We start from the raw sequence: 24,193 nt of genomic DNA on the forward strand, positions 1-24,193 counted from the left end.
TATGGAAAATGTTTTAAAGAATGATTGGGGACCATTATTGGCACCAGAATTTGAGAAAGAGTATTATCGTACTCTATCCAGTTTTTTGACAGAAGAGTACAGCACGCATGTTGTTTATCCGAAGGTAGAAGATATTTTTAACGCTCTTCAGTATACAAGTTATGAAAATACAAAGGTTGTTATTTTAGGACAAGATCCATATCATGGACCGAATCAAGCGCATGGTTTAAGTTTTTCTGTACAACCTGATGTTAAAACACCACCATCATTGTTAAATATGTATAAAGAACTTCGAGATGAATATGGTTATGAAATCCCGAATAACGGTTATTTAGTAAAATGGGCGGAACAAGGAGTATTACTACTAAATACCGTATTAACAGTTCGTCAAGGCGAAGCAAATTCTCATAAGGGAAAAGGATGGGAGCACTTCACAGATCGTGTGATTGAACTGTTGAACGAACGTGCAAAGCCAGTTGTTTTCATATTGTGGGGGCGCCATGCGCAGGCGAAGAAGAAGTTAATTACGAATCCGAATCATCATATTATCGAATCTGTACATCCAAGCCCATTATCGGCAAGACGTGGTTTCTTTGGTAGTAAGCCATACTCTAAAGTAAATACGATTTTAGCTAATATGGGAGAAAGAGAAATTGATTGGGAAATTCCAAATTTATAAATAGAAAAGGTAGTTAACAGTCGTTAACTACCTTTTTATTATTGTTGTTCGTTCTTTAATTTTGCATCTAGTACAAAAGTACCAAATGGGATAACTGATGAAACAAATGCTCCAAGTGCCCATAAAATTGATTTACGGTGTACGATTGTTACTTGAATTACTGCAAAGATGAATAGAATAAACAGAACACCATGAGCCATGCCTGTAATTTTAACAGCTGTTGCAAATCCTGCGAAATATTTCAATGGCATTGCTACAAATAATAGTAATAGGAAAGAAATACCCTCAACTAGTCCAATTGCTCTTAATCGTCCGATTGGTGTAGATAACATAAAGTAGCCTCCTTTAACGTATGCTTGTATATAGTAAATTTGTATTCTTTTTCAAAATAAAATAGTCTATTTTGTTTCATTATATACAAAAAGAAAGTTTACACTACGAGAATAGTGCAAAGTTCAAAATATAGTCACAAAAGCATGAGAATTTAAATAAAAACCTATTTGAAGTATTTGACTTCAAATAGGTTTTGTGAATGAAAATATTAAACAAGTACATCCGTTTTTAAAACGAATTTCTCTACAACTTTTGCAACACCATCATTCATATTTGTATCTGTTACGTAGTTTGCAATTTCTTTAATATCATCAGGTGCATTGCCCATTGCAACACCAAGACCAGCAAATTCAATCATTGCTTGGTCGTTATAGCTATCGCCCATTGCGATAACTTCTTCACGCTTAATGCCAAGCTTTTGAATCAGTTTGTTTAAGCTTGTTCCTTTTGTAACACCGGCTTCAGTAAATTCTAAGAAGAATGGTTTCGAACGCATCACGCTTAATTGGCCTTCTAGTTGTTGTTGAAGTTTCTTTTCAACTTCAACAAGGCGTTCAGCTTCTTTATTCATTAATACTTTTACTACAGGCTCTTTAACTGCGGCTTTAAAGTCATCTACTACAACAATTGGCATACCAGTAATATCGCCCTCAATTTCAGTATAAGGATTATTTTCTTCCGTTACGATATCATCGCCCATATAAGTATGAATCCATACATCTTCAGTTTTACTAATTTCAAATAGGTTGTGAACGATTTCAGGAGATAGTGTACTACTAAAGATTTCTTCGTTTGTTTTACAGTTAATAATTTTTGCGCCATTAAAAGATAGAATGAAACTGCCGTATTCTTCTAAGCGAAGTTCTTTGGCTACATTGCGCATACCAAACGTTGGACGTCCAGAAGCAAGTACAACCTTTACCCCTTGCTCTTGTGCAGTCATTAACGCTTCTTTCGTACGAGGTGAAATAGTATGGTCATCACGTAATAAAGTATCATCTAAATCTAAAACAATCATTTTATAAGTCATATAGAAAATTCCTTTCTTTAATTGAAATCAAAATACATGTTCATGAAGATGTTGAGGAATAATAGTAAGACATCAAACCTCTTTGAAAAGAAGTAGATAAATCATTATGAGTGTGTTGCTCATAATATCGGTTAATAATCATTGGGGATGGATAAAACCCCAATGATTCAAGTTTGATTTTATCGTAACAACTCTAAAGGTAGAGTGCAATAATGGAAGTTTTCCAATTTACGATATTTGTTTTGCTGTGGAACGAGAAAATAGTATTTCTAGCAAAATGGCCATTACAGATCCAAGAACGAGACCGTTACTTAAAAACGATGCTAGAAATGGTGGAAGTGTGGAATATGCTCCTGCTGGAACAAACATAACTCCGACTCCTGTGAAGATTGAAAGACCGGCTACTTTAAATAATTGTTCCTTATCCTGGACAGTTTCGTATTCTCGAAAGGCGAGGCCAATCATGCTTGCGAATACAGGATAAATAGCGGCATAACCAACTGCAACAGGGATTGCTGCAAAGAATGAAGTAATCTTTGGGAATATACTAACGACAATAATAAAGCTTGACCCTAATATAAAAGGGAGACGTTTATAAATATTAGTCGTTGCAATAAAACCTGCTGATCCAGAAATAGCGACAGGTCCAATAGCTGAAAACAGGCCGCCTAGCAATTGGTTGATTCCTGTTATAATGCCGGCTTGTTTAAAACGATCTGATGCAGCATTTTCTTCATATTTAGAGACAACCTTTTGTACAACGCGAATACTTGCTAACATATTTGTTAGAAGTAAGAGTGTAACAAATATGACCGTAATTACCATGTTCCATTCAACACGAGGCATGCCGAAAACAAATAAGGACGGAAAACGAATTATGTCTGTCACTGGTGTTATTGGATTAGATAATCCGAAGCATGCGAATAATATCCAGCCGCATATGATACTGAAAAGAACGGAATATTGTCCAATAATAGGTAGCTTCATGATGAAAAAGGATAGTAAAATAACAATGAGTGAAAGAATAAATACGTTAGGTTGTACTTCTGTATGTTTTCCATCAAGGCCAAACATTCCCTTTAAGAAGGAGCCACTGAGTTGCGCGACAAGAAGAAATAAATACGTTCCAATGACTGTCGGTGTAAAATAGCGAACGAGTTTATCAATAAGTCCAAAAACGCTAAGAATAATACAAATAATACCGCTTAATAAGAAAGCATATTGAAGAACTTTAAGTGTCTCATTGCTTGATCCAAATAATACGACGCCTAAACTTGCGTAAAGGGAGAAAATTCCCCACCAAAGGCCAGCAGGACCTTCTTGAATAGGAAGTTTATGCCCAAATATAGCTTGCAAGAGACCAGCAAAGCCTAGAACAAATAATGTTCTTTGTACGAATGCAATGGCTTCAGCGCCATCAAGACCATAGCTAGTTGCGACACTAATTGGTACAATAAGGCTTCCAGCTAAAATAAATAGTGCCCATTGTAAGGCGGAAAGAAATGTCTTCATTATATCAACCTCTTTCATAGATTCCGTATCTAGTATATACGTATTTTATTTCCACTGGCAAAGATTGTAGATAGAGAAAAGAGTTGAAACACGGTATGAATGCACGTAAGCAATTATGGATAGCAGTTATATGTATGACTTTTGTTGTAATTCTAGGAACGATAGGATTTATGACAATTGAAGAGATTAGTTTGTTTCAAGCATTTTGGATGACGATGATTACTGTATTGACTGTTGGATACGGAGATGCCGTTCCTGTAACGCAAGCAGGGAAAGTATTTGCGCTCCTTATTATTCCTGTTGGTGTAGGTATTGTTACGTATGCAATTGGGGTAGTGGCAGCTATGATTATTGAAGGGAATTTATTTCATGCAGTACGGAGGAAGAAGATGGATAAACAAATAGCGCAGTTGAAAAATCATATTATAGTATGTGGTTGCGGTAGAGTGGGGCTTCAAGTTGTACATGAATTGCAAGAAAAGAATATTCCATTTGTCGTTGTTGATAAAGATGAAAGCATATTGGAGCAGGAAAAGCTTTTATTTGTACATGGAGATGCAACGGAAGATCAAGTATTACATAATGCCGGAATTTTAAAAGCAGCTGGTTTAGTTGCTATTGTTGCAAATGATGCCGAAAATGTATTTATTACATTAACAGCAAGAGGATTAAACGATACGATTAAAATTGTGGCGAGATCTGAAAAGCCAGAAACTGAAGAGAAATTAAGGCGTGCTGGTGCAAATAAGGTTATTAATCCATCTAGTATGGCAGGTATTCATATAGCAAAAGGTATTGCAAATCCATTAACCGTTCATTATATTGATACAGTGTTGTATGGAGTAGAACAGTCATTTGTCATTGAAGAAATTCTAGTTGGCAAAGATTCAATACTAGTCGGTAAATCGTTACTAGAGAGTAATGTAAGGAATCAGTTTGATGTAACGATATTAGCGATTTCAAGAAATGGGAAGATTATACATAATCCAACAGGGCAGGAAAAACTACAAGAACATGATATGATAATAGTATTTGGTTCAGTAGAGAAACTGGGACAATTTGAGAAAGAATTACAAAGTACGAGGTGATAAGGAATGCAAATATCTAGTGACAAGATTTTAAATAAAATGGCGAATGAAATTGCGAAGGCAAAAAGTAGCGAAGGACAAAAGTCAAAAGAACATTTATTAGTTGTGCGTGCTTTATGCGATTTACTATTAGATGAACAGGTTGAATCTTCTACGTATAGGGAGCCGCAAATTCAATCGCAAGTAATTGGATCACAGCCTATAACAACAGTTCAACCAGTTATACCAGTTTCTGGAGAACCTGTGTATATAAAAGAAGAAGGTGCAAATGGTAATTCTTTATTTGATTTTTAAGAATTAAATCGTTTGGCTTATATGAAAAAATTGCTTATGATAAAGGTAAAAAAGGGGAATTAAGATGAAAATTTTCTTTTTACTAGGTTGTATTGCAGCGGGGCTATCTGTTGCGTTAGGGGCCTTTGGAGCACACGGTTTAGAAAATAAAATTTCTGCGAAAATGTTAGAAGTTTGGAAAACAGGCGTTACATATCAGATGTTTCATGCAGGTGGATTATTCGTAGTTGCTTTATTGATGGATAAGGTTCAATCATCACTTTTAACTACTGCTGGTTGGCTAATGGTAGCTGGGATTATTATGTTCTCAGGTAGTTTGTATGCATTAAGTACGACAGGCATTAAGTTCTTTGGCCCAATTACACCTCTTGGTGGTGTAGCGTTTATTGTGGCGTGGATTCTAGTAGGGACTGCAGTTGTAAAAGGATTATAAAAAACAAAAGCTGGCATTTGCCAGCTTTTTTTATGGTCTTGGAGTATAAGTTGCTTGTTGACTAGGTAAATACGTAATTTCTTCTGGAAATTCTACGTAATCTAAGTAGATCATTAATAGTAAATAGCGTTTTCCTGATTGCGGTTCACTAATAACGATATGGTCACGGCCGGCTGCTTCAATAATACCTGTATAAGATTGTGTACCAAGGGAACTGCCACGTTCATAAGTCATTACAACTGTAGCTTGCTTACCTTTGTTTAAACGAAGGATATTTTCAATATAGGATTGCTCTAGAGGTAACATGCCTTGAGAAATTGCATATTGAGCTTGCGCAGCTTGAGCTGTTTGTTGTTGCATTGCTTGCTGTTGTTGTTGAGTCATTTGTTGTGGTTGGACATAAGTTCCAGATGGTTGATAAAAACCTGTTCCATAGTACGGATTTTGTTGCTGTGCCATTCAAAAATCCCTCCTCATTTTCATCTCTTAATATACGCTAGGACAGTCTTCACCAGATGGTTGGAAGAAGCAGTGCTTTTTGAAGCGACCAGAGTTTTGTTGGTTATACCAAGTTGGTGGACAAGGACCTTCAGGTCTAAAGAACCATAAGGCAAAGTTAGCGGGCCAAAAACGTTGTCCTTGAATAGTTCGCCTTGCTAAGGCGATATCTTGTTCACGGGCTCTTTGATAAAAATATCCTTTTTGTGTTGCCTCAAAACCACCAGGATTTTGATACACCATTTGACGTAAATTACGAATACTTTTAAAGTCTAAACAATTTCCGCGGACACGATTTACCCCAACGTTTCCGACCATTAACATTCCTTGTTGCCCTTCTCCTTCGGCTTCAGCACGCATCAGTCTAGCTAACAACTTTACATCTGCTTCGTTATAAGCAATAACACCCATTATGTGTCACCTCTCTTTTTGTAATACCTTTTGGAAAGAGGTTTATTTCTAGATGAAGTGTGGAACAATTACTAGTTCATACGTATGAGAAAAAGGACTCAGATATGACAACCAAACGAAGTTTTACATTGAGAGAGGAAAATAAAAAAAGCTAGCGTGAGCTAGCTTTTCATCATTAAAATACTTTAGACCATAAGTTTGAGAAGAAATCTCCAATAGAGCGCATTGTTAGCACAAACCAATTTGCTTTTTCAACTTCCTCTGTTGTTTTTGCAGTAACTTTCATACTTTTACTACCGTCTAAGAAACCATATTTATCAGTTGATTCTAAAGTAATTGAGCCTACTTTAGCATCTTTCTTAACAGGAGCAACTAAATGTCCATCTTCAGCAAGAGATTTATCTAATTCAGTCCCAATTTTATAAGGATCTTTGCTACCTTTTTTCGCAATTACTGTTATTTCTTTTTCAGGTGCAACCGTTACTTGATCTTCTTTCCCTTTTACTACAGAGATTGTGTTATTTTTATCAACCTTGAGCTTTTGTTTTTCAAAGTTATTAAATCCATATTCGATTAATTCACGAGATTCTGTGAAGCGCTCGTCCATTGATTTCGTTTTAATAATAACCGAGATAAGACGTAAATCACCGCGTTTCGCAGTAATAGTAAATCCATATCCAGCTGTATCAGAACTTCCTGTTTTTAAACCATCAGTACCTTCATAAGCGAAGGCAGCTCCTGGTAACATCCAGTTCCAGTTTTCCATACGAATTGGTTTTGGATGATTGTCTGGGAAGTTTCTAAATCTTTGTTTTGTATCCTCTAGCATTTCTGGATACTTTGTAATCATTACTTTTGAAAGTATACCCATATCGCGAGCTGACATAGAGTTTTCTGCATTTGGATCAGTACCCTCGGGATGTTTCCCTTTTAAGTCAGCGTTATTTAAACCAGTAGCGTTTACAAATTTATATTTCTTTAACCCTAGTTTTTTTGCATGTTCATTTGCAAGATTTAAGAAGTTTTTCTCACTTCCTGCAAGTAGCTCTGCTAAAGCAATACTAGATCCATTTGCAGAGAATATAACAATAGAATGATATAATTCTTTTACAGTATATTGACGTCCTTTCTCAAATGGTACGTTAGAGAATTCATTATTACGTGAGACTTCATAAGCGTAATCGGAAATATTTACTTTCGTATCCCAAGTAATTTTCCCTTCTTTAATTGCTTCTAAAACAGCGTAAACAACAATTAATTTTGACATACTAGCAATAGCTAGCAGTTCGTCTGGGTTTTGTTCATGCAGTATTTTCCCTGTATCTGCATCAAATAGAAGTGCAGCAGCAGCTTCTATTTGTATTTTTTCTTCCGCATGGGATGTTGTTACTCCTAAGGAAGAAATTGACAATATAAGCGCTAGTAAAATAGACAAGATTTTCTTCATATAAATTATCACCTTCGCATCGTTATTAGCATATAGCTCGTACCATTTTAGCATGAATTTGGATATAGAAAAGTTACAATTTTGTAAGGAATTTGTCGATTTTTGTTCGAATTTGAGGGAAAAAGGAGTTTTTTGAGGAGAAATATAGAGGGAAATAAAAAAAGGAACGAATTTCGTCCCTTTTTCAATATTATATGTGTAAAAATTTCTCTACTTTTTCGTCTGGTAAGATGTTTCCAACGAAGAATGTTCCGAATTCACCATAACGAGCACTTACTTCATCAAATCGCATTTCATATATAAGTTTCTTAAATTGAAGAACATCGTCAGCGAATAATGTTACGCCCCACTCGAAATCATCGAATCCAACAGATCCTGAAATAACTTGGCGTACTTTCCCTGCGTATTGGCGACCAATCTTGCTGTGACTGTACATCATTTTTTTACGCTCTTCCATAGGAAGCATGTACCAGTTGTCATCACCTTGGCGACGCTTATCCATTGGATAGAAGCAAATATGATTTGCTTTCGGTAATTCAGGATATAAGCGAGCTAAAATTTGTGGATTTTGATATGGATCCTCATCAGCTGGAAGGTAGTTGCTTAGTTCAACAACAGATACGTAAGAATATGCAGGAACCATATATTCAGCTAATGTTGTTTTATTCAATTCTGTCTCAATTTCATTTAACTCTTCCATTGTTGGACGTAAAATCATAAGCATAATATCAGCTTTTTGACCAACAACTGTATACATTGCGTGACTACCTTTTTTCGCAGTAGCTACTTCGTTCCATTTTTCAACGACATTTAAAAATTCAGACACTGCTTGTCCGCGTTCGTCGCTAGATAATGTTTTCCATGCAGCCCAATCAATAGAACGTAAATCATGTAAACAATACCAGCCATCTAACGTTGTTGTTGCTTCACTCATTCTATTCACCTCAGTTAATGATAGTTTTACACGTTAACTATAGCATATATAGTTTTAAAATCATCTATATAAAACCTTGGCGCATAAAATTGTCACATTTAAGTGTTTAAGCGAGGTGAATTTAACGGCTGAATTTTATGAAAATATAATCATTTTTATTTTATCTATTTTTTGGGAGCTATAAGTTTAAAATATAGAAGAAAAGCAGTATTCTTAAAGATAGAGTTTTTTAACATATGTAGGAGGGTTTATTCGTGAGCAACTTATTTACAACAGTAAAAGAAAAAGTTCAAGGAAAAGGCATTTCTATCGTACTTCCTGAAGGAACTGATGAAAGAATTTTAGGCGCTGCAGAGCGTTTAGCAAAAGAAGAGTTAGTAAAACCAATCTTAGTTGGTAATAAGGAAGAAATTAGCGCAAAAGCTGCTAGCATGAATTTAACATTAGCAGGCGTTGATATTTACGACCCAGCTACATACGAAGAAATGGATGCAATGGTAGCATCTTTCGTTGAACGCCGTAAAGGTAAAGCAACTGAAGAAGACGCTCGCAAAATCCTTAAAGACGAAAACTACTTCGGTACAATGCTTGTATACATGGGCAAAGCACACGGTTTAGTAAGTGGTGCAGCTCACTCTACAGCTGATACAGTTCGTCCGGCACTTCAAATTATTAAAACAAAACCAGGCGTTACAAAAACTTCTGGCGTATTCATCATGGTACGTGAAGAAGAGAAATATGTATTCGCTGATTGCGCAATTAACATTGCACCAAACAGCCAAGATTTAGCTGAAATCGGTATCGAAAGTGCGAAAACTGCTGAGTTATTCGGCATTGATCCACGCGTTGCTATGTTAAGCTTCTCTACAAAAGGTTCTGCGAAATCTCCAGAAACAGAAAAAGTTGTAGAAGCAACTCGCATTGCAAAAGAAATGGCTCCTGAGTTAACTTTAGATGGAGAATTCCAATTCGATGCTGCATTCGTACCATCTGTAGCTGAGAAAAAAGCTCCAGGTTCTACAATTAAAGGTGATGCTAACGTATTCGTATTCCCAAGCTTAGAAGCTGGTAATATCGGCTACAAAATCGCTCAACGTTTAGGTAACTTCGAAGCAGTAGGACCAATCTTACAAGGTTTAAACATGCCTGTAAATGACCTGTCTCGTGGATGTAACGAAGAAGAAGTGTACAAGTTAGCTTTAATTACAGCAGCTCAAGCACTTTAATTCTAAAATGAATTAGTATGGAAAATGACCACCCTTAGGGTGGTCATTTTTATTTTTCTAAGCCAAGTGCTTTATTATTACGATCAATAATACGTTGTAAATTCGTCTCATATAAAGGAATCTCATCTATTGTTAATTGAGATGGTGTTAACTTTGGAGCGAATTGCTGCAATGTTTTTAAAAGACGCATCATTAAATCTTGTACTGTAATGGTTTCGCCAAGTAATTCTGAGAGTGAGGCCATCGTACTTGGTACAATTTCAGGGTACGTAAAGCGTGTTTCTTTTCCTTGAATTGCTAGGTTGTAGAAATCACGAACGAGTGCGGCACGCTCAGAGCCACTTCCGGTAGCACAGAGATAAATTTGGACAGCGACACCGCCGCGAATACGACGTTGTGAAATACCAGCGAATTTTTGATCGCGAATACTTAAGTCATAACTACCAGGACAGTAAGAGCCAACAATTTCTTTTGCCTCGATAGTAACGTTGTAATCCTTTAACATCTCCTTAATTAAATGCCACATCGTATCGTATCCAAGATCAATATCGATACCTTTTTCTGTTTCTTGGAATAAAAGTGATACGTTTAAAACACCTTCATCAAGCACGACTGCAAGCCCGCCAGAATTACGAACAATAACATTGAAGTTGTGTTGTTTTAAAAAAGAAATACCTTCTTCTAAATGCGGAAGGCGTGAATCTTGAATACCAAGGACAATTGTATTGTGATGAACCCAAGAACGCATTGTTGCGGCTGACTTGCCATTTCCAATGCTTGTGCATAATGTGTCATCCATTGCGAATGACTGAAGTGCATGGAATGTTGGTCCCAAACTAGACTGATCTACAATGCGCCACTCTGGCTGAGATAAAATGGAACGGGAATTGCTCATATAACTAACCCCTTATCTTTAAAATGACAATCTCTATTATAGCAAAAAATGAAGAATGGAGTTTTCTCACATATAAAGGGGGAGCTTAAAGGTGAAATAATAAAAAGGATGCATTACATGCATCCTTTTTATTCTGCAATTTTTTCTAAATTACCGTTTCGGTCCATTCGGAAAGATGTTTGAGAACGTTCTTCGTCATCCATGACTGCCAATTTACGAGCTCGGTTCATAATGTTCATAAGTGTTTCGTAATCTTCTTGTACAGTATGAGATTGCTTTTCTAACTTTTCTAGTTTCTTTTCTAGTTCCTCATTCCGAAGGATTTGTGCTTTAATTTCTTGTTTCAATCTCGTATTCTCGTTTTCAAGAGCTGTCACTTTTATATTTGAAGATCCGACTGTTTGTAAAAAATAAATAACATCTTGCATTGTCATAGAGCTTCTTGCAGCAGGAGCAGTAGATTCTTGATATGGAATAGCTTCTTTATATTGTACGATTGATTCCTCTTGTGCTAATTCTTCATAATCAGTTATCGAATCTGAAGCTGGTGGTGTATAAAGTAAACGTTTTTTCGCTTGTTCACCGCTTGCAGCACGCATTTTATCTTTACGATGTTTTTTTGCTAGTTGAAGAGCTTGTTCATAGCTATAGCGAACGACAGCATTCCAGCGGAAACCACAAGCAGCAGATGTACGATTTAACTGATCTCCTACTTCCTCAAATGCATTTAATTGCGTACTCCCTTCTCGAACATGACGAAGTACCGTTTCAGCAAGTAATAAATCATCCTCATCTGTCCAAGCATCTTGTCTTACTTTCATAGATTCAACTCCCTTTCTTTTTATGAACTTCCTATTTTTATAATGGGCAAAAAAATAAACTTTTATACAAAGCTTTTAAAAATATGGTAGATTTCGATGAAAGGTAAAAATTTTCCCATGAATGGTGAGCGCTTCTGTAGGAGAGCATATAAATATGTAGCATTATGTAGAGAATAGGCTTTGTAGGGAAACTTGCAACGAGCTTCAAAGAGCGGTAAAATACCATTTAGTGTTTATTTTTAAACGAACTTGAGAAAAGTTTAAAATAGAGGAAGTGTTATATAATGGGAAACGAATTTCGCGTGTGCGATGACTGTCAGGCAACGAACGTTAAAACGTTAGTTCCGAAGTTAAAAAAAGTAGATTCATGTGCAACGATTGAAGTTGGATGTCAGTCTTACTGTGGTCCTGGTCGTAAAAAATCATTCGCATTTGTAAATAACCGTCCAGTTGCGGCTCCAACAGAAGATGAGTTAATCGTAAAAATTGAAGCAAAGTTAAATAAGTAAGAAAAAGAAGAGTGAAAAGATTACTCTTCTTTTTTTATGCCCATAAGAGGAAAGATTTATTCTGCGAAAGTACTCTTGTGTGGACGAACGTTTTCTAAAGGATGGATATAACTTTTGTATTAAAGTTCCAATTTATATAAAATTATATTTCAAAATAATGGTTGACAGTCTTTTAAAGCGATAGGTAGAATAGAAGTGTCTGATTCTGAGAATCATTATCAGGAAAATAACAATTCACCTAATTTTTTTATTACTATTTGAGAATAAATTTCATTTTAATAAATATATGTTGTTGGTTAGGATGGTTGAGGGATGGAAGCGAGCGCAAGCAGTATAGAACAGCAAGAAGAGAATGTTAAAGAGATTAAGAGCAGACCGCTCATCGCTTCTATTATTTTAGTAGCGGGTACAGTTTTGTTAGCTTTAAGTATGGCAGTTTCTATTTCTTTTGGGGCTGCAGATATTAGTTTAAAGACTGTATGGCAAGCTGTATTTCAGTTTGATGGATCTATTACACATCATAACGTAATTCAAGAGCTTCGCATGCCTAGAGCAATAGGGGGCGTAGTTGCAGGTGCCTTTTTAGCGGTATCAGGAGCAATTATGCAAGGCATGACGCGAAATCCACTTGCTTCACCATCGTTAATGGGAATTACAGATGGGGCTGTATTTGGAATTGCAATTATGTATGCATTTTTCCCTAATTCACCTTATTTAATGTTTGTTATCGCATCTTTTATTGGAGCTGCGTTTGGTGCAAGCATTGTATATGGAATTGGGTCTTCTTCACCAGGTGGATTAACACCTGTGAAATTAGCTTTAGCAGGTGCAGCTATTAGTGCTTTATTAGGGGCAATTTCATCTGGAATCGCATTGTATTTTAATCTTGCCCAAGAGGTGAGCATGTGGAATGCAGGCGGAGTTGCTGGAGTGAAATGGCAAAGTATTAATATGTTAGTGCCAATTGGCCTTGTTTGTCTTTTTATCGCAATTATGATGTCGAGATATATTACAATTTTGAGCTTCGGTGAAGAAATTGCAATTGGACTTGGTCAAAATACGACATTAATTAAATTTATCGGAACAGTACTTGTTCTTGTTTTAACGGGTTCCGCAGTTTCCATGGCAGGATCAGTAGGGTTTGTTGGTCTTGTAATCCCGCATATGACTCGTTTCCTTGTAGGCTCGGACTATAGATGGGTTATTCCATGTTCTGCGGTCTTAGGTGGGCTGTTAATTGAATGTGCAGATATGTTATCTCGCGTTATTAACCCGCCATTTGAAACGCCAATTGGAGCAATTACAGCGCTAATTGGGGTTCCATTCTTCCTCTACTTAGCACGTAATGAAGGGAGAGGAAAGATGTGAGGACGAGTGTCTTAACAAAAAAGAACATTTCTATATTAACGATTTTAGTAGGACTAATCGTTTCTATATTTCTTATTAGTTTAAATACAGGAACTTTTAAAATACCCCCAATGGACGTATTAAAGTCATTGGTTGGACTAGGGGCTGAAGATCAGTCTGTTATTTTATTTGAATTCCGTATGCCGCGTATGGTAATTGCTATACTAGTCGGATCTGCTTTAGCTATGTCAGGTGCGATTTTGCAAGGTTTATCACGAAATCCACTTGCTGATCCAGGTATTATAGGGATTAATGCTGGAGCGGGATTAACAGTTGTTATATTCGTCTACTTCTTCTTCGGGAAAGTAGGGACTGGTACATTTTTATCTGTATTCATTCTTCCATTTTTCGCACTAGTTGGAGCGATATTAGCAGCGGTAATTATTTATTTATTAGCATGGAAAGACGGCGTTTCATCGACTCGATTAATACTAGTCGGCATTGCCGTTGCAGCTGGATTTGGAGCTGTTAGTTTAATTTTCTCTATGAAGATGACATCTAACGATTTTCGTTTTGCTACGATTTGGCTGGCGGGAAGTCTGTGGGGTACAGATTGGAAATTCGTATTAAGTGTACTTCCATGGATGGTTATTTTCTTACCGCTTGCTATAAGTAAAGCACACATATTAAATGTAATGAACCTAGGCGATTCTACAGCAGTTGGCCTTGGTGTAAATGTAGAAAAAGAAAGACGTAAATTATTATTTATTGCAGTTTGTTTAGCGGGTGCATCTGTTGCTGTTGCCGGTGGAATTGGCTTTATCGGTTTAATGGCCCCGCATTTAGCAAGGCGCCTTGTTGGTGGCAAACATCAAATCATGTTGCCCACAGCTGCGCTAATAGGAACGTTTTTACTTTTATTCGCAGACGTAATTTCAAGAAGTGTACTAACAACTTCAGAAATACCAGTCGGTCTTGTTATTTCTGTAATTGGTGCACCGTATTTCATTTATTTACTTATGAGGACAAAATAAAGGGAGGCTTTTCGTATGGCAACTTTAGCGGTTGATGCGGTATCTGTTGGCTATAATGAAGGTTTAATTATTGATGGATTAACAGTTGAAATTCCGGAAGGGAAAATTACAACAATTATTGGGCCAAATGGTTGTGGGAAGTCCACATTATTAAAAACGGCGTCTCGTATTTTGAAGGCAAAACAAGGTACTGTTTATCTTGACGGAAAAGCAATTGAGAAACAGCCAACGAAAGAAATTGCAAAGAAAATGGCGATTTTACCACAAACTGCAGAAGTACCAACGGGTCTTACTGTATTTGAGCTTGTGTCATACGGAAGATTCCCTCATCAAAAAGGGTTTGGCACGTTGAAAGAAGAGGATTATCGCTACATTAACTGGGCACTTGAAGTGACAGGAATGAAAGAATTTGCGAATCGTCCAGCAGAAGCGCTATCTGGTGGTCAACGTCAACGTGTTTGGATTGCAATGGCTCTTGCACAAGGAACAGAATTACTTGTATTGGATGAACCAACAACGTACTTAGATATGGCTCATCAATTAGAAGTATTAAACTTATTGAAAAAGTTAAATGAAGAAGAAGGTAGAACGATTGTTATGGTTATCCATGACTTAAACCACGCTTCTCGTTTCTCAGATCATATGATTGCATTAAAAGCAGGTAAGTTAATGAAACAAGGAACGCCAGATGAAGTTATGACAAGTGAAACACTTCGTAACGTATTTGAGATTGAAGCTCAAATCGTTCCATGTCCAGTAAACTGTAAGCCAATTTGCTTAACATATGATTTAGCGATGATTAGTAATCAATTGCGTAAAAAAGCATAAGTAGAACCCCCTCGTGAAGAGGGGGGACTTCTAATGGACGTTGAGCTTCTTATATAAGAATGGGAAGTTGAACGCCCGTTAGAATGGGGTATTAACAACAATTAATAAAAATATATTGATTAATTGTTATCTTCGTTTCTTATAGTTCATTGCAACTTATAAGATAAATACAGCTAGAAGGAGTGGGAACATGAAGAATTTTAAAATGGCACTATTAGCAATGGTATTAGTTGTGACTTCTGTACTATTTGCTGCTTGTTCTAACAAAGAAGAAGAAAAGAAAGCAGATGCAAAGACTGAAGAGCGCACTGTAAAACATGCAAAAGGGGAAATTAAAATTCCTGCAAACCCAAAGAAAATTGCTGACCTTAGTGGTTCAACAGAAGAATTATTAATTTTCGGTATGAAACCGGTTATTACTGCTAATACATCTCAAGAAAAAATTGATGCACATATTGAAAAGAAACTAAAAGACGTTAAACCAGTTGGTTCTGCTTGGGGCGATAAAATTAACATCGAAGCAGTAGCTGCTGCAAAACCAGATTTAATTCTTGTAAATAATCGTCAAGAAAAGATTTATGATCAATTATCTAAAATTGCACCAACAGTTATGTTAAACACTCCATTAGATCAATGGCGTCCAAAATTCGAAGAAGTAGGTCAAATCTTCGGTAAAGAAAAAGAAACAAAAGAATGGTTCAAAAAGTATGATGAAAAAGCAAGCAAATTACATGACAAAATCGTCGCTAAAACTGGTGAAGCAACATTCATGAAAATGGCTGCGTATCCAAATGCTTTCCGCGTATACGGTGACTACGGTTACGGTAGCGTAATCTTTAATGATTTAAAACTACCAGCAGTTAAAGGTACACCAACTGATAAACCACTAGTACAAGTACAAAAAGAAGCTTTAATCGATTACAACCCAGATTACTTATTCGTATTTACAACTGGTGACGGTTCTCAGCGCTTAAAAGAATTCCAAGAAGAATCAATTTGGAAAAACATGAACGCTGTTAAAAACAACCACGTATTTACAATTAAAAATGAAGACTTAAACAAAGGTTACTTCCCACTAGGGAAAGATATGATCTTAGACGAAGTTGCTGAATTCGTTTTAGGTAAATAATGTATAAAGGAAATCACTTTTACTTCGGTAAAGGTGATTTTTTCTTTTTATAAAGGTAATTAATACAGTCTTTCATTTCTTTCTGTTTCTCATTTCGTTTATAATATAAAGTAAGAATGTAGTAAAGAAAGGGGGATGTCGGAAAGTGGTATATTTAAACGACAAACTCAGCGAAACAAAAGTGTTTAAAGACCCAGTACATAAATATGTGCACGTGCGTGATCGTGTTATTTGGGATTTAATCGGAACGAAAGAATTTCAACGCTTGCGCCGTATTAAGCAGCTTGGAACGACATTTTTTACATTTCACGGTGCAGAGCATAGTCGCTTTACTCATTCGTTAGGTGTATACGAAATTATTCGTCGTATGATTGATGATGTGTTTGATGGCAGACCAAATTGGAATGCTGAAGATAGATTGTTATGTTTATGTGCGGCATTACTTCATGATGTCGGTCACGGCCCATTTTCTCACTCGTTTGAAAAAGTATTTTCATTAGATCATGAGAAATTTACGCAAAAGATTATTGTTGGCAATACGGAGATTAATGATGTATTAAGTCGTGTTGATAAGGAGTTTCCACAAAAGGTAGCAGATGTAATTGCAAAAACGTCTACTAATAAATTAGCAATTAGTATGATTTCGAGCCAAATTGATGCGGATCGTATGGATTATTTATTAAGAGATGCTTATTTTACAGGCGTAAAGTATGGAAACTTCGATATGGAACGTATACTGCGTGTAATGCGCCCGTATGGGGATCAAGTAGTCATTAAAAATAGTGGTATGCATGCTGTTGAGCATTACATTATGAGTCGTTATCAAATGTATTGGCAAGTATATTTCCATCCGGTAACGCGAAGTGCAGAAGTTATTTTAACGAAGATTTTACACCGTGCTAAATCATTGCACGAGAAGTATTATACATTTAAAAATCATCCTGTTCATTTCTATTCTTTATTTGAAGAAGAAGTAACAGTAGAGGATTATTTAAAGTTAGACGAGAACGTTATGTATTACTACTTCCAAGTATGGCAGGAAGAAGAAGATCCAATTTTAAGCGATCTATGCCGCCGTTTTATGAATCGAAATCTATTTAAATATGTAGAGTTTACAGATAAACATGGTTTAGATAATTGGATGGAATTAAGTAGTTTATTTAAAAAGATTGGACTTGATCCGGAGTATTATTTAGTAGTTGATTCAACATCAGACTTACCGTATGACTTTTATCGTGCAGGAGAAGAAGAAGAGCGTTTGCCAATCCTACTTCTTATGCCAAACGGAGAGCTTAGAGAGCTTTCACGTGAATCGGATATTGTTGAGGCGATTACAGGTAAGAAAAGAACGGACCAAAAGCTATTCTATCCACATGATTTAATCTATGAAGATGGAAGAAAAGGAAAATATAAAGAGAGAATTATTGAGTTGTTAGAAGGAAAGAAATAAGAAGCAGCTAGTGGCTGCTTCTTATGAAAAACTTGAAATTATTTGTCGCTTAAGCGTTTTCCGCCAACTGCATAATGATTCTTAGACATTTCTTCAATGAAAACAACGATGTTTTCTTCAGGAGCACCAGTTGTTTCGCTTACTGCTGCTGTTACTTTCTCAGCAAGAGCTTTCTTTTGTTCTTCTGTGCGTCCTTCTAGCATTTTCACTGTTACGTATGGCATGTACAATCGCTCCTTTTATGTAAGTTACACTCTTATTATAGCGGATTATGGGGAAGAACAATCGAAAAAACAAATAATTTCTTTTTTTGACATATGGAAGAGGAGATGAAGTATGGATCAGTTATTTAGATATCCATTGCACGAAATTCCGTTGGTAGCAATGGCGATTATTATTGCATTATCCGTTCATGAATTTGCACATGCATATGTTGCATATAAATTTGGGGACGATACAGCAAAGAGACAAGGGCGTTTAACGTTATCACCGATGGCTCATTTAGACCCTATCGGTTTGATTGCAGTATTAATTCTTGGATTCGGTTGGGCAAGACCGGTTCCTGTTAACCCATATAACTTTAAAAGACCGCGTCTTGCAGGCATATTAGTTTCAATTGCAGGGCCGATTAGTAACTTAATTTTAAGTGCAATTGGTTTAATTATTTTGTATAGCTTAGCAGTATTTGGAGTGTTAGATGCAGTTCCAGTTGCAGTAGCTGAAACATTAGGAAAGTTTTTTGAGCTCTTTATTATGTTAAATATTGTTTTACTTGTATTTAATTTATTACCGATCCCGCCACTTGATGGGTATCGTGTAGTGGAAGATTTAGCACCAGCAAATATTCGCGCGAAAATGACACAGTATGAAAAATATGGAGCGATTGCGTTATTAATTCTCGTTATTACACCGCTTAGTAATTACACAATTCAACCTATTTTCCAGGTAGTTATTCCGCATGTATTAATGTTTTTACAAAGTATCATTGCGCCTATTTTTGGCCTTTTATAATTTTTAAGTGAGGAGGATTTTACATATGACAGAGAAAAAGAAAAAAATCGGTTTTAATATCGTGAAAAATGATTCAACAGATGGACATGGTGGATTTGGTGTTGGGGCATTAAGCCTAGAAAACATTTCACCTGTATTTGTTGATGTACTAGAGAAAACCGCATTCGTTGATATCGGTGCGATGCATGCGCGTAGTACAGTAGAAAAAGGTATTAAGTTTTTAACAAATAAAGATGAAGTTCCAAACGGAAAACCATTTTGGCTTGTTTGGGTAACGATTGAAAGAACTGCAACTGGTGCTTATTACGCAGGTGTAACAGCTTGTGAAATGACAGTAGACCGTGAAATTCGTCGCGGATATAAATCACTTCCAGAACACGTAAACAAAATGGATAAATCAATGAAGCGTCACATTATGGTTGACCATATGGATGAATCATCTAAAAAAGTACTTGGTACGTTCTTGAAAGAACATAATGAAGCGATTTGGAACGAATCTAGTGAAGAATTGCGTCGTGCATTATTAAGTGAATAAAAAATAGCTGACGGATGCCCGTCAGCTATTTTTTTTACCAAGGAAGATATTTTTTCCACCAACTTGTTTTTTTCTTTTCTTCAGTCGTTTTTTCAAATTCTTCTTTATCATCGACGTGATCCATACAATATTCAGTCGGTTCGGTACCTTTAGCGAAATACATTTTCACAGAAATAGGACAATTTTTTGTAGCAATTTTACCGTTCTCTGGGTTGATACTAACCGCTACGACGTCACCTGGTTGTTTAAATTCTTTTTTGGGCTGTCCATCTAAGCCTTTCTCCATCGTATCAGTCCATATTTTCTTCGCATATCCTTGTTCTGCTACGTTTGAAATAGATTTAGGTTGATCATATCCGACCCATACACCTGTTACGATTTGCGGAGTAAATCCGATCATCCAACTATCCGTTTCAGTAGAACCAGATTTTCCGGCATATGTTCTTGATAATTTTGATAACATCGATTGGCCAGTTACAGCAGCATAACTGCTTAGTTTCTTATTAAACATACCGGTCATCATTTCTTCCATTACAAACGCTTTGCTCTTGTCGAGAACTTGTTTACTCTCTAAATGAGCATCGTATAATATATTTCCTTCATGATCCATAATGCGGCGAATGAAAGTAGGTTTTACTTCTTTTCCACTGTTTGCGAACATGCTATAAGCGTTAACCATTTCAATTGGTTTTACGGGTGATGTGCCGAGAGCTAGAGAAGGCACATCTTTTAATGCACTTGTAATTCCAAATTGTTTTGCTGTTTTTACGAGTGCGTCATCTCCTAAAAATAAATTCGTTTTTACAGCATATATGTTATCAGAGACTGCGAGAGCTTGTGCCATCGTTACAAAATCATCTGCATAATAATCTTTATAGTTTTTTGGTTTATACTTTGAAACGCCGTCACCTAAAGTAAATACAGTATATTCGCTTTTTAAGCGCGTAGCAGGCGTGAATCCTCGTTCTAATGCTGCATAATATAGAAATGGCTTAAATGTAGAACCAGGCTGACGAACAGCTTGTGTAGCCCTGTTAAATTGACTCGTAGTATAATCAGTTCCGCCAACAAGAGCAGCCACTTCACCTGTCGTTGGATTCATAGAGACGAGAGCAGTTTGTATGTTTGTTGTGTCAGGTATATGATCTTTTACAGCTTGCTCTGCTACAGCTTGTAGTTTAGGGTCTAGCGTTGTATAAATTCGCAAGCCACCCCGTTGTAAAGCTTGTTCGTCTAATCCAACATCACGAAGAAGCGAAGCTTGTACAGCATCTTGGAAATATGGTGCGACCTCTGCTACTTTTTTCGTATCTAATGAGGCAAAAGTTAGTGGCTCTTTCTTCGCTAAGGCTGCTTGTTGCTTCGTAATATATCCTTGCTCGACCATTTCATCTAATATGAGAGCTTGTCGTCCTTTAGCACGATCCTCTTTCAAAAAGGGAGAATAGACACTTGGCCCTTTCGGGATACCTGCGAGCATACTAGCTTCTGCTAATGTTAAATCTTTTGCTGTTTTATCGAAATATAGACGGGACGCAGCTTCGATTCCATAAGCGCCATGTCCGTAATAAATTGTATTTAAATATCCTTCTAAAATATGATTTTTATTATAGTTTACTTCAAGGCGGACAGTGTACATTGCCTCTAATAATTTCCGTTTCCACGTTTTATCATGATCTAAATACAGATTACGCGCGTATTGTTGTGTAATTGTACTAGCTCCTTGTACCTTTGCCATCGCTTTTAAATCAGCAACAATTGCACCTGCAATCCGTTTCACATCGAAGCCGTGATGTTTGTAGAATCGTTGGTCTTCGATAGATAGTGTCGCCTCTTTTACATAAGGAGAAATTTCATTGAGAGATACATTGTAACGTTTTTGAATTTCATTACTTTGTCCAATAACAGTATCATCGTTTGCGTAAAAGACGCTTGTTTGTGGGACCGCAACAGGAGGAGGTCCCATAATTTTTGCGACTATAATAATAACAAAAAAAGAAAAAACGAAGAAAAGGACGCAAGAAAACATTGCGGTGAAGAAAAGACGTTTATATTTTTTAAGTTTTGGATTCATAGTCTGATCCATCTTTTTTCAGCCCCTCATTAATACAAGCGTTATTGTATTAGTATTGAGGGTTTTCATTTATTTTAAACAATGAAATTTCGAAAATAAAAAGCTCCTTCCATTAAGAAAGGAGCTCAAAGGCACGTGCTGGCCAATCGGTAATGATGACATCTACACCATAATCAATCATAGTTTGTAAATCTTTGTATTCATTAATTGTATATGGACGGAAAACATATCCTTGCTCTTGTGCTAATTGCACAAATTCTTTCGTTAATAGCTGGAAGTTTGGATGTAATCCACTTGCTTTTCTCTGTTTTGCTTCGGCAATTGGATCAGCAATCGGTGTATCATATAAAATTGCTCTTGGGATTTCAGGAGCAATTTCTGCTAATAATGAAACAGAGTCATGGTTAAATGATGAAAATACAATTTGATTAGAAAGATGATATTCGCGCACAAGTGCAACAGCTTTTTCCTCAATATTTGGGTAATGAATAACATCTGTCTTTAATTCAATATTTAGTTGTAAGTTCGTTGTGGAAAGCCAAATGAAAACCTCACGCAACGTTGGGATTTTTGCTTCATGGAAAGAAGGGTCTTTATAGCTACCAGCGTCCAATGATTGTAATTCCTCTACCGTTTTTTCCGAAATAAGTCCAAAGCCATTTGTTGTACGATCGACGGTTTCATCGTGAATTACGACAAGTTCACCATCTTTTGATAAGTGGACATCGAGTTCAATTCCGTGAGCGCCAATGCGTTCTGCTTCTTGGAAGGCAATCATCGTATTTTCGGGATGTGTACCTTTTACTCCGCGGTGAGCGAAAATAAGTGGTTTACTCATGTGAAATTCTCCTTATTATCTCTTTTCTTTCATTATGAAACTGCTTTAGGGAAAATACAATTGAATATGACAAACATTTACAAAAGTCTAACAGTTGCAGAAAAGTTAACGTTAACGTAAAATGTAATAATCAAGTGAAGGGAGGAATAAACATGTATAAAATTGATGAAGTAACAAAGCAAGTCGGTTTAACAAAACGTACACTTCGTTATTATGAGGAAATTGGTTTAATTCATCCCCCAGAACGTAGTGAGGGGAATATTCGTCTGTATACGGATGAGGATATTGCCAGAATTAAAAGAATTGTAGAAGCGAAAGAAGTGCTAGGAATCACACTTCAAGAAATGCAGCATTTCTTATCACTAAAAGAAAGAATGGAGAAAAGAAGAAATAGCGAGAACCCTCGTGATCGTGAAGTGATTCAAGAAATTAAAGATATGCTTGAAAAACAAGTGCAAACGTTAGACGAAAAAATGGAGCAAATGCAACGTGTAAAGGCAGAACTTGAAGATAGTTTACATCGTGCAGTAACATTTTTAGAGAGCACAAAAGGAGAGTAATCAAAATGGAGAGCAAACAAAAACTAGGGAGATTGATTACAGTGGTGGCTACCTTCCTTGCCTTTTCGGGTATAGGAGTAGTCGACCCAATTTTGCCGATTATTGCAGAGAAAATTGGTGCAACGCATTGGCAAGTTGAAATGTTATTTACTGCTTATATTTTAACGATGGCAATCATGATGTTACCAGCTGGTATATTTGCATCAAGATTTGGTGATAAACGGATGATGACAATCGGTCTTGCGATTGTGACTGTATTTGCGTTTATATGTGGTATATCGCAAACGATTGCTCAATTATCTCTTTTCCGTGCTGGATGGGGATTAGGAAATGCGATGTTTTTTGCTACAGCAATGACGCTGTTAATAGCATTAAGTAAAGAAGTTCATGAAGCAGTAGGATTATACGAAGCAGCGATCGGCTTAGGTATGGCTGGGGGGCCGTTATTGGGTGGAATACTAGGTGGACATTCTTGGCGTTATCCGTTTTTCGCGACGAGTATTTTAATCTTCTTAGCATTTATTTTAGTATTCTTTTTTGTAAAAGAACCGGAGCGAAAAGTGAAACGTAAGGCTGCTGGCGTAGGAGAATTACTTAACCTGGTGAAATATAAACCGTTTATGCAAGGTGCGATTTCAGGAATGTTATACTACTACGGATTTTTCGTTGTGTTAGCATATTCACCACTTATTATGCATTTATCAGCTATTCAATTAGGCTTTGTATTTTGCGGATGGGGATTAGCGTTAGCTTATGGTTCTGCAATTTTAGCACATAAGCTAGAAGGGAAATATGAACCAAAAACATTATTGAAGGGTAGTTTACTTGTATTTGCGATTTTCTTAATTGCACTATTCTTTGTGAAAATTATGTGGTTACAAATTACTCTTATCGTTTTATCAGGATTAGCATCTGGCTTAAACAATGCATTATATACAAGTTATGTAATGGATATTTCACCTTATGAAAGATCTGTTACGTCGGGTGTTTATAACTTTGTTCGTTGGTTAGGGGGCGCAATTGCTCCGATTTTATCAGGAATTATCGGTCATACTGTTTCACCACAAAGTCCGTTTTTAGTAGGTGGAATTGTGGTGTTAGTTGGTTGTATTATGATCCTAATTCCAATTCGTAAACCAGTAGAAATAGAGACAAAAGCCCTTTCTTAAGAAAGGGTTTTCTTTATACATATATGTTAGAACCCTCTGACTAAAATATATTTTCGGTATTTTTGTACTTTTAACTATACATTTTGGATGTTTTGTTTTATTTTTGTT

Annotated in this window: 27 protein-coding genes; 15 read left to right on the plus strand and 12 right to left on the minus strand. The window is 36.4% G+C overall.

Annotated elements, in window-relative coordinates:
• The first annotated feature begins 1 nt into the window (after position 1).
• A complete protein-coding gene (locus MRP26_RS12380) occupies positions 2–679 on the plus strand; it encodes a uracil-DNA glycosylase (protein ID WP_000432541.1) in 678 nt (225 codons plus the stop codon).
• Positions 680–717: 38 nt separating this feature from the next.
• On the opposite strand, the gene MRP26_RS12385 is transcribed toward MRP26_RS12380, so the two are convergent.
• From MRP26_RS12385 to MRP26_RS12395, 3 genes are all read right to left on the minus strand, one after another.
• The gene (locus tag MRP26_RS12385) at positions 718–1,011 is read right to left on the minus strand and encodes a DUF3817 domain-containing protein (protein ID WP_000953396.1); all 294 of its coding nucleotides are present in this window, start codon (positions 1,009–1,011) and stop codon (positions 718–720) included.
• A gap of 209 nt (positions 1,012–1,220) precedes the next feature.
• Positions 1,221–2,042, minus strand: a complete 822-nt coding sequence (locus tag MRP26_RS12390) for a Cof-type HAD-IIB family hydrolase (protein ID WP_000221387.1) — start codon at positions 2,040–2,042, stop codon at positions 1,221–1,223.
• 228 nt (positions 2,043–2,270) lie between these two features.
• Complete coding sequence (locus tag MRP26_RS12395) at positions 2,271–3,554, minus strand: purine/pyrimidine permease (protein WP_000847031.1); 1,284 nt, start codon at positions 3,552–3,554, stop codon at positions 2,271–2,273.
• 95 nt (positions 3,555–3,649) lie between these two features.
• Here MRP26_RS12395 and MRP26_RS12400 point away from each other — a divergent pair, with 95 nt between their 5' ends.
• The 3 genes from MRP26_RS12400 to MRP26_RS12410 all read left to right on the plus strand — a co-directional run bounded on the left by MRP26_RS12400 (position 3,650) and on the right by MRP26_RS12410 (position 5,369).
• Positions 3,650–4,642 carry a potassium channel family protein gene (locus MRP26_RS12400; RefSeq protein WP_242806227.1) on the plus strand — a complete coding sequence of 331 codons (993 nt, stop codon included), beginning with the start codon at positions 3,650–3,652 and terminating at the stop codon, positions 4,640–4,642.
• Between the two features lie 6 nt (positions 4,643–4,648).
• Positions 4,649–4,936 carry a YwdI family protein gene (locus MRP26_RS12405; protein WP_001167346.1) on the plus strand — a complete coding sequence of 96 codons (288 nt, stop codon included), beginning with the start codon at positions 4,649–4,651 and terminating at the stop codon, positions 4,934–4,936.
• Between the two features lie 64 nt (positions 4,937–5,000).
• Positions 5,001–5,369: a DUF423 domain-containing protein gene (locus MRP26_RS12410; RefSeq protein WP_000688315.1), complete on the plus strand. Its 369-nt coding sequence runs from the start codon at positions 5,001–5,003 to the stop codon at positions 5,367–5,369.
• 30 nt (positions 5,370–5,399) lie between these two features.
• On the opposite strand, the gene gerQ is transcribed toward MRP26_RS12410, so the two are convergent.
• The 4 genes from gerQ to hemQ all read right to left on the minus strand — a co-directional run bounded on the left by gerQ (position 5,400) and on the right by hemQ (position 8,659).
• Positions 5,400–5,828 carry a spore coat protein GerQ gene (gene gerQ, locus MRP26_RS12415; protein ID WP_000068652.1) on the minus strand — a complete coding sequence of 143 codons (429 nt, stop codon included), beginning with the start codon at positions 5,826–5,828 and terminating at the stop codon, positions 5,400–5,402.
• A gap of 27 nt (positions 5,829–5,855) precedes the next feature.
• Positions 5,856–6,278, minus strand: a complete 423-nt coding sequence (gene cwlJ / locus MRP26_RS12420; protein WP_000538155.1) for a cell wall hydrolase CwlJ — start codon at positions 6,276–6,278, stop codon at positions 5,856–5,858.
• Between the two features lie 175 nt (positions 6,279–6,453).
• A complete protein-coding gene (locus tag MRP26_RS12425) occupies positions 6,454–7,725 on the minus strand; it encodes a serine hydrolase (RefSeq protein WP_242806172.1) in 1,272 nt (423 codons plus the stop codon).
• 190 nt (positions 7,726–7,915) lie between these two features.
• Positions 7,916–8,659: a hydrogen peroxide-dependent heme synthase gene (gene hemQ, locus MRP26_RS12430; protein WP_001287595.1), complete on the minus strand. Its 744-nt coding sequence runs from the start codon at positions 8,657–8,659 to the stop codon at positions 7,916–7,918.
• A gap of 254 nt (positions 8,660–8,913) precedes the next feature.
• On the opposite strand from hemQ, the gene pta reads away from it, so the two are divergent.
• A complete protein-coding gene (gene pta, locus MRP26_RS12435; protein ID WP_000067215.1) occupies positions 8,914–9,885 on the plus strand; it encodes a phosphate acetyltransferase in 972 nt (323 codons plus the stop codon).
• Between the two features lie 49 nt (positions 9,886–9,934).
• Here the strand turns inward: pta and lipL are convergent, their stop codons facing one another.
• Positions 9,935–10,780: an octanoyl-[GcvH]:protein N-octanoyltransferase gene (gene lipL / locus MRP26_RS12440; protein WP_000071945.1), complete on the minus strand. Its 846-nt coding sequence runs from the start codon at positions 10,778–10,780 to the stop codon at positions 9,935–9,937.
• A gap of 128 nt (positions 10,781–10,908) precedes the next feature.
• Entirely contained in the window at positions 10,909–11,601 is a 693-nt protein-coding gene (locus MRP26_RS12445) for an RsfA family transcriptional regulator (protein ID WP_242806173.1), read from the minus strand.
• A 284-nt stretch (positions 11,602–11,885) separates the two neighbouring features.
• Between MRP26_RS12445 and MRP26_RS12450 the strand changes: the two genes are divergently transcribed.
• The 6 genes from MRP26_RS12450 (at position 11,886) to MRP26_RS12475 (ending at position 17,898) form a co-directional block, all read left to right on the plus strand.
• The gene (locus MRP26_RS12450) at positions 11,886–12,110 is read left to right on the plus strand and encodes a YuzB family protein (protein WP_000526079.1); all 225 of its coding nucleotides are present in this window, start codon (positions 11,886–11,888) and stop codon (positions 12,108–12,110) included.
• Between the two features lie 312 nt (positions 12,111–12,422).
• Positions 12,423–13,478 (plus strand): FecCD family ABC transporter permease, encoded by a 1,056-nt coding sequence (locus MRP26_RS12455; protein WP_000388296.1) that lies wholly within the window; start codon positions 12,423–12,425, stop codon positions 13,476–13,478.
• The gene (locus MRP26_RS12460) at positions 13,475–14,491 is read left to right on the plus strand and encodes a FecCD family ABC transporter permease (RefSeq protein WP_001260757.1); all 1,017 of its coding nucleotides are present in this window, start codon (positions 13,475–13,477) and stop codon (positions 14,489–14,491) included. Before MRP26_RS12455 ends, MRP26_RS12460 begins: the two co-directional genes overlap by 4 nt.
• Before the next feature lie 15 nt (positions 14,492–14,506).
• Positions 14,507–15,319: an ABC transporter ATP-binding protein gene (locus MRP26_RS12465; RefSeq protein WP_000212068.1), complete on the plus strand. Its 813-nt coding sequence runs from the start codon at positions 14,507–14,509 to the stop codon at positions 15,317–15,319.
• Between the two features lie 190 nt (positions 15,320–15,509).
• Complete coding sequence (locus MRP26_RS12470) at positions 15,510–16,448, plus strand: ABC transporter substrate-binding protein (protein ID WP_000787724.1); 939 nt, start codon at positions 15,510–15,512, stop codon at positions 16,446–16,448.
• A 145-nt stretch (positions 16,449–16,593) separates the two neighbouring features.
• Positions 16,594–17,898, plus strand: coding sequence for an HD domain-containing protein (locus MRP26_RS12475; RefSeq protein WP_000262741.1), 1,305 nt, complete (start codon positions 16,594–16,596; stop codon positions 17,896–17,898).
• Positions 17,899–17,936: 38 nt separating this feature from the next.
• Here MRP26_RS12475 and MRP26_RS12480 read toward each other — a convergent pair whose 3' ends face one another.
• Positions 17,937–18,122 (minus strand): 2-hydroxymuconate tautomerase, encoded by a 186-nt coding sequence (locus MRP26_RS12480; RefSeq protein WP_001147171.1) that lies wholly within the window; start codon positions 18,120–18,122, stop codon positions 17,937–17,939.
• A gap of 112 nt (positions 18,123–18,234) precedes the next feature.
• On the opposite strand from MRP26_RS12480, the gene MRP26_RS12485 reads away from it, so the two are divergent.
• Positions 18,235–18,909, plus strand: a complete 675-nt coding sequence (locus tag MRP26_RS12485; protein WP_000372443.1) for a site-2 protease family protein — start codon at positions 18,235–18,237, stop codon at positions 18,907–18,909.
• A 25-nt stretch (positions 18,910–18,934) separates the two neighbouring features.
• Positions 18,935–19,444, plus strand: coding sequence for a YwhD family protein (locus MRP26_RS12490; RefSeq protein ID WP_000136683.1), 510 nt, complete (start codon positions 18,935–18,937; stop codon positions 19,442–19,444).
• A gap of 34 nt (positions 19,445–19,478) precedes the next feature.
• Here MRP26_RS12490 and MRP26_RS12495 read toward each other — a convergent pair whose 3' ends face one another.
• Both MRP26_RS12495 and MRP26_RS12500 read right to left on the minus strand, forming a co-directional pair.
• Positions 19,479–21,530: a transglycosylase domain-containing protein gene (locus MRP26_RS12495; protein ID WP_242806174.1), complete on the minus strand. Its 2,052-nt coding sequence runs from the start codon at positions 21,528–21,530 to the stop codon at positions 19,479–19,481.
• Positions 21,531–21,630: 100 nt separating this feature from the next.
• On the minus strand, positions 21,631–22,356 hold the full coding sequence (locus tag MRP26_RS12500) for a glycerophosphodiester phosphodiesterase (RefSeq protein ID WP_242806175.1): 726 nt from the start codon (positions 22,354–22,356) through the stop codon (positions 21,631–21,633).
• 152 nt (positions 22,357–22,508) lie between these two features.
• Here MRP26_RS12500 and MRP26_RS12505 point away from each other — a divergent pair, with 152 nt between their 5' ends.
• Positions 22,509–22,916 (plus strand): MerR family transcriptional regulator, encoded by a 408-nt coding sequence (locus MRP26_RS12505; RefSeq protein ID WP_048656345.1) that lies wholly within the window; start codon positions 22,509–22,511, stop codon positions 22,914–22,916.
• A 5-nt stretch (positions 22,917–22,921) separates the two neighbouring features.
• The gene (locus tag MRP26_RS12510) at positions 22,922–24,085 is read left to right on the plus strand and encodes an MFS transporter (RefSeq protein ID WP_000444233.1); all 1,164 of its coding nucleotides are present in this window, start codon (positions 22,922–22,924) and stop codon (positions 24,083–24,085) included.
• Positions 24,086–24,193: the final 108 nt, after the last annotated feature.

Source organism: Bacillus sp. CCB-MMP212 (assembly GCF_022748145.1).
GTDB classification, from domain to species: domain Bacteria; phylum Bacillota; class Bacilli; order Bacillales; family Bacillaceae_G; genus Bacillus_A; species Bacillus_A cereus.

What these genes read in the sequence shown, in the direction of transcription:
- MRP26_RS12510 (WP_000444233.1), top strand. Translation starts at nt 22,922, where the DNA reads ATGGAGAGCAAACAAAAACTAGGGAGATTGATTACAGTGGTGGCTACC.
- MRP26_RS12425 (WP_242806172.1), bottom strand. Translation starts at nt 7,725, where the DNA reads ATGAAGAAAATCTTGTCTATTTTACTAGCGCTTATATTGTCAATTTCT.
- MRP26_RS12485 (WP_000372443.1), top strand. Translation starts at nt 18,235, where the DNA reads ATGGATCAGTTATTTAGATATCCATTGCACGAAATTCCGTTGGTAGCA.
- MRP26_RS12390 (WP_000221387.1), bottom strand. Translation starts at nt 2,042, where the DNA reads ATGACTTATAAAATGATTGTTTTAGATTTAGATGATACTTTATTACGT.
- MRP26_RS12470 (WP_000787724.1), top strand. Translation starts at nt 15,510, where the DNA reads ATGAAGAATTTTAAAATGGCACTATTAGCAATGGTATTAGTTGTGACT.
- MRP26_RS12400 (WP_242806227.1), top strand. Translation starts at nt 3,650, where the DNA reads ATGAATGCACGTAAGCAATTATGGATAGCAGTTATATGTATGACTTTT.
- MRP26_RS12445 (WP_242806173.1), bottom strand. Translation starts at nt 11,601, where the DNA reads ATGAAAGTAAGACAAGATGCTTGGACAGATGAGGATGATTTATTACTT.
- hemQ (WP_001287595.1), bottom strand. Translation starts at nt 8,659, where the DNA reads ATGAGTGAAGCAACAACAACGTTAGATGGCTGGTATTGTTTACATGAT.
- gerQ (WP_000068652.1), bottom strand. Translation starts at nt 5,828, where the DNA reads ATGGCACAGCAACAAAATCCGTACTATGGAACAGGTTTTTATCAACCA.
- MRP26_RS12500 (WP_242806175.1), bottom strand. Translation starts at nt 22,356, where the DNA reads ATGAGTAAACCACTTATTTTCGCTCACCGCGGAGTAAAAGGTACACAT.
- cwlJ (WP_000538155.1), bottom strand. Translation starts at nt 6,278, where the DNA reads ATGGGTGTTATTGCTTATAACGAAGCAGATGTAAAGTTGTTAGCTAGA.
- MRP26_RS12385 (WP_000953396.1), bottom strand. Translation starts at nt 1,011, where the DNA reads ATGTTATCTACACCAATCGGACGATTAAGAGCAATTGGACTAGTTGAG.
- MRP26_RS12480 (WP_001147171.1), bottom strand. Translation starts at nt 18,122, where the DNA reads ATGCCATACGTAACAGTGAAAATGCTAGAAGGACGCACAGAAGAACAA.
- MRP26_RS12495 (WP_242806174.1), bottom strand. Translation starts at nt 21,530, where the DNA reads ATGGATCAGACTATGAATCCAAAACTTAAAAAATATAAACGTCTTTTC.
- MRP26_RS12450 (WP_000526079.1), top strand. Translation starts at nt 11,886, where the DNA reads ATGGGAAACGAATTTCGCGTGTGCGATGACTGTCAGGCAACGAACGTT.
- MRP26_RS12505 (WP_048656345.1), top strand. Translation starts at nt 22,509, where the DNA reads ATGTATAAAATTGATGAAGTAACAAAGCAAGTCGGTTTAACAAAACGT.
- MRP26_RS12395 (WP_000847031.1), bottom strand. Translation starts at nt 3,554, where the DNA reads ATGAAGACATTTCTTTCCGCCTTACAATGGGCACTATTTATTTTAGCT.
- MRP26_RS12380 (WP_000432541.1), top strand. Translation starts at nt 2, where the DNA reads ATGGAAAATGTTTTAAAGAATGATTGGGGACCATTATTGGCACCAGAA.
- MRP26_RS12410 (WP_000688315.1), top strand. Translation starts at nt 5,001, where the DNA reads ATGAAAATTTTCTTTTTACTAGGTTGTATTGCAGCGGGGCTATCTGTT.
- MRP26_RS12405 (WP_001167346.1), top strand. Translation starts at nt 4,649, where the DNA reads ATGCAAATATCTAGTGACAAGATTTTAAATAAAATGGCGAATGAAATT.
- MRP26_RS12490 (WP_000136683.1), top strand. Translation starts at nt 18,935, where the DNA reads ATGACAGAGAAAAAGAAAAAAATCGGTTTTAATATCGTGAAAAATGAT.
- lipL (WP_000071945.1), bottom strand. Translation starts at nt 10,780, where the DNA reads ATGAGCAATTCCCGTTCCATTTTATCTCAGCCAGAGTGGCGCATTGTA.
- MRP26_RS12465 (WP_000212068.1), top strand. Translation starts at nt 14,507, where the DNA reads ATGGCAACTTTAGCGGTTGATGCGGTATCTGTTGGCTATAATGAAGGT.
- MRP26_RS12455 (WP_000388296.1), top strand. Translation starts at nt 12,423, where the DNA reads ATGGAAGCGAGCGCAAGCAGTATAGAACAGCAAGAAGAGAATGTTAAA.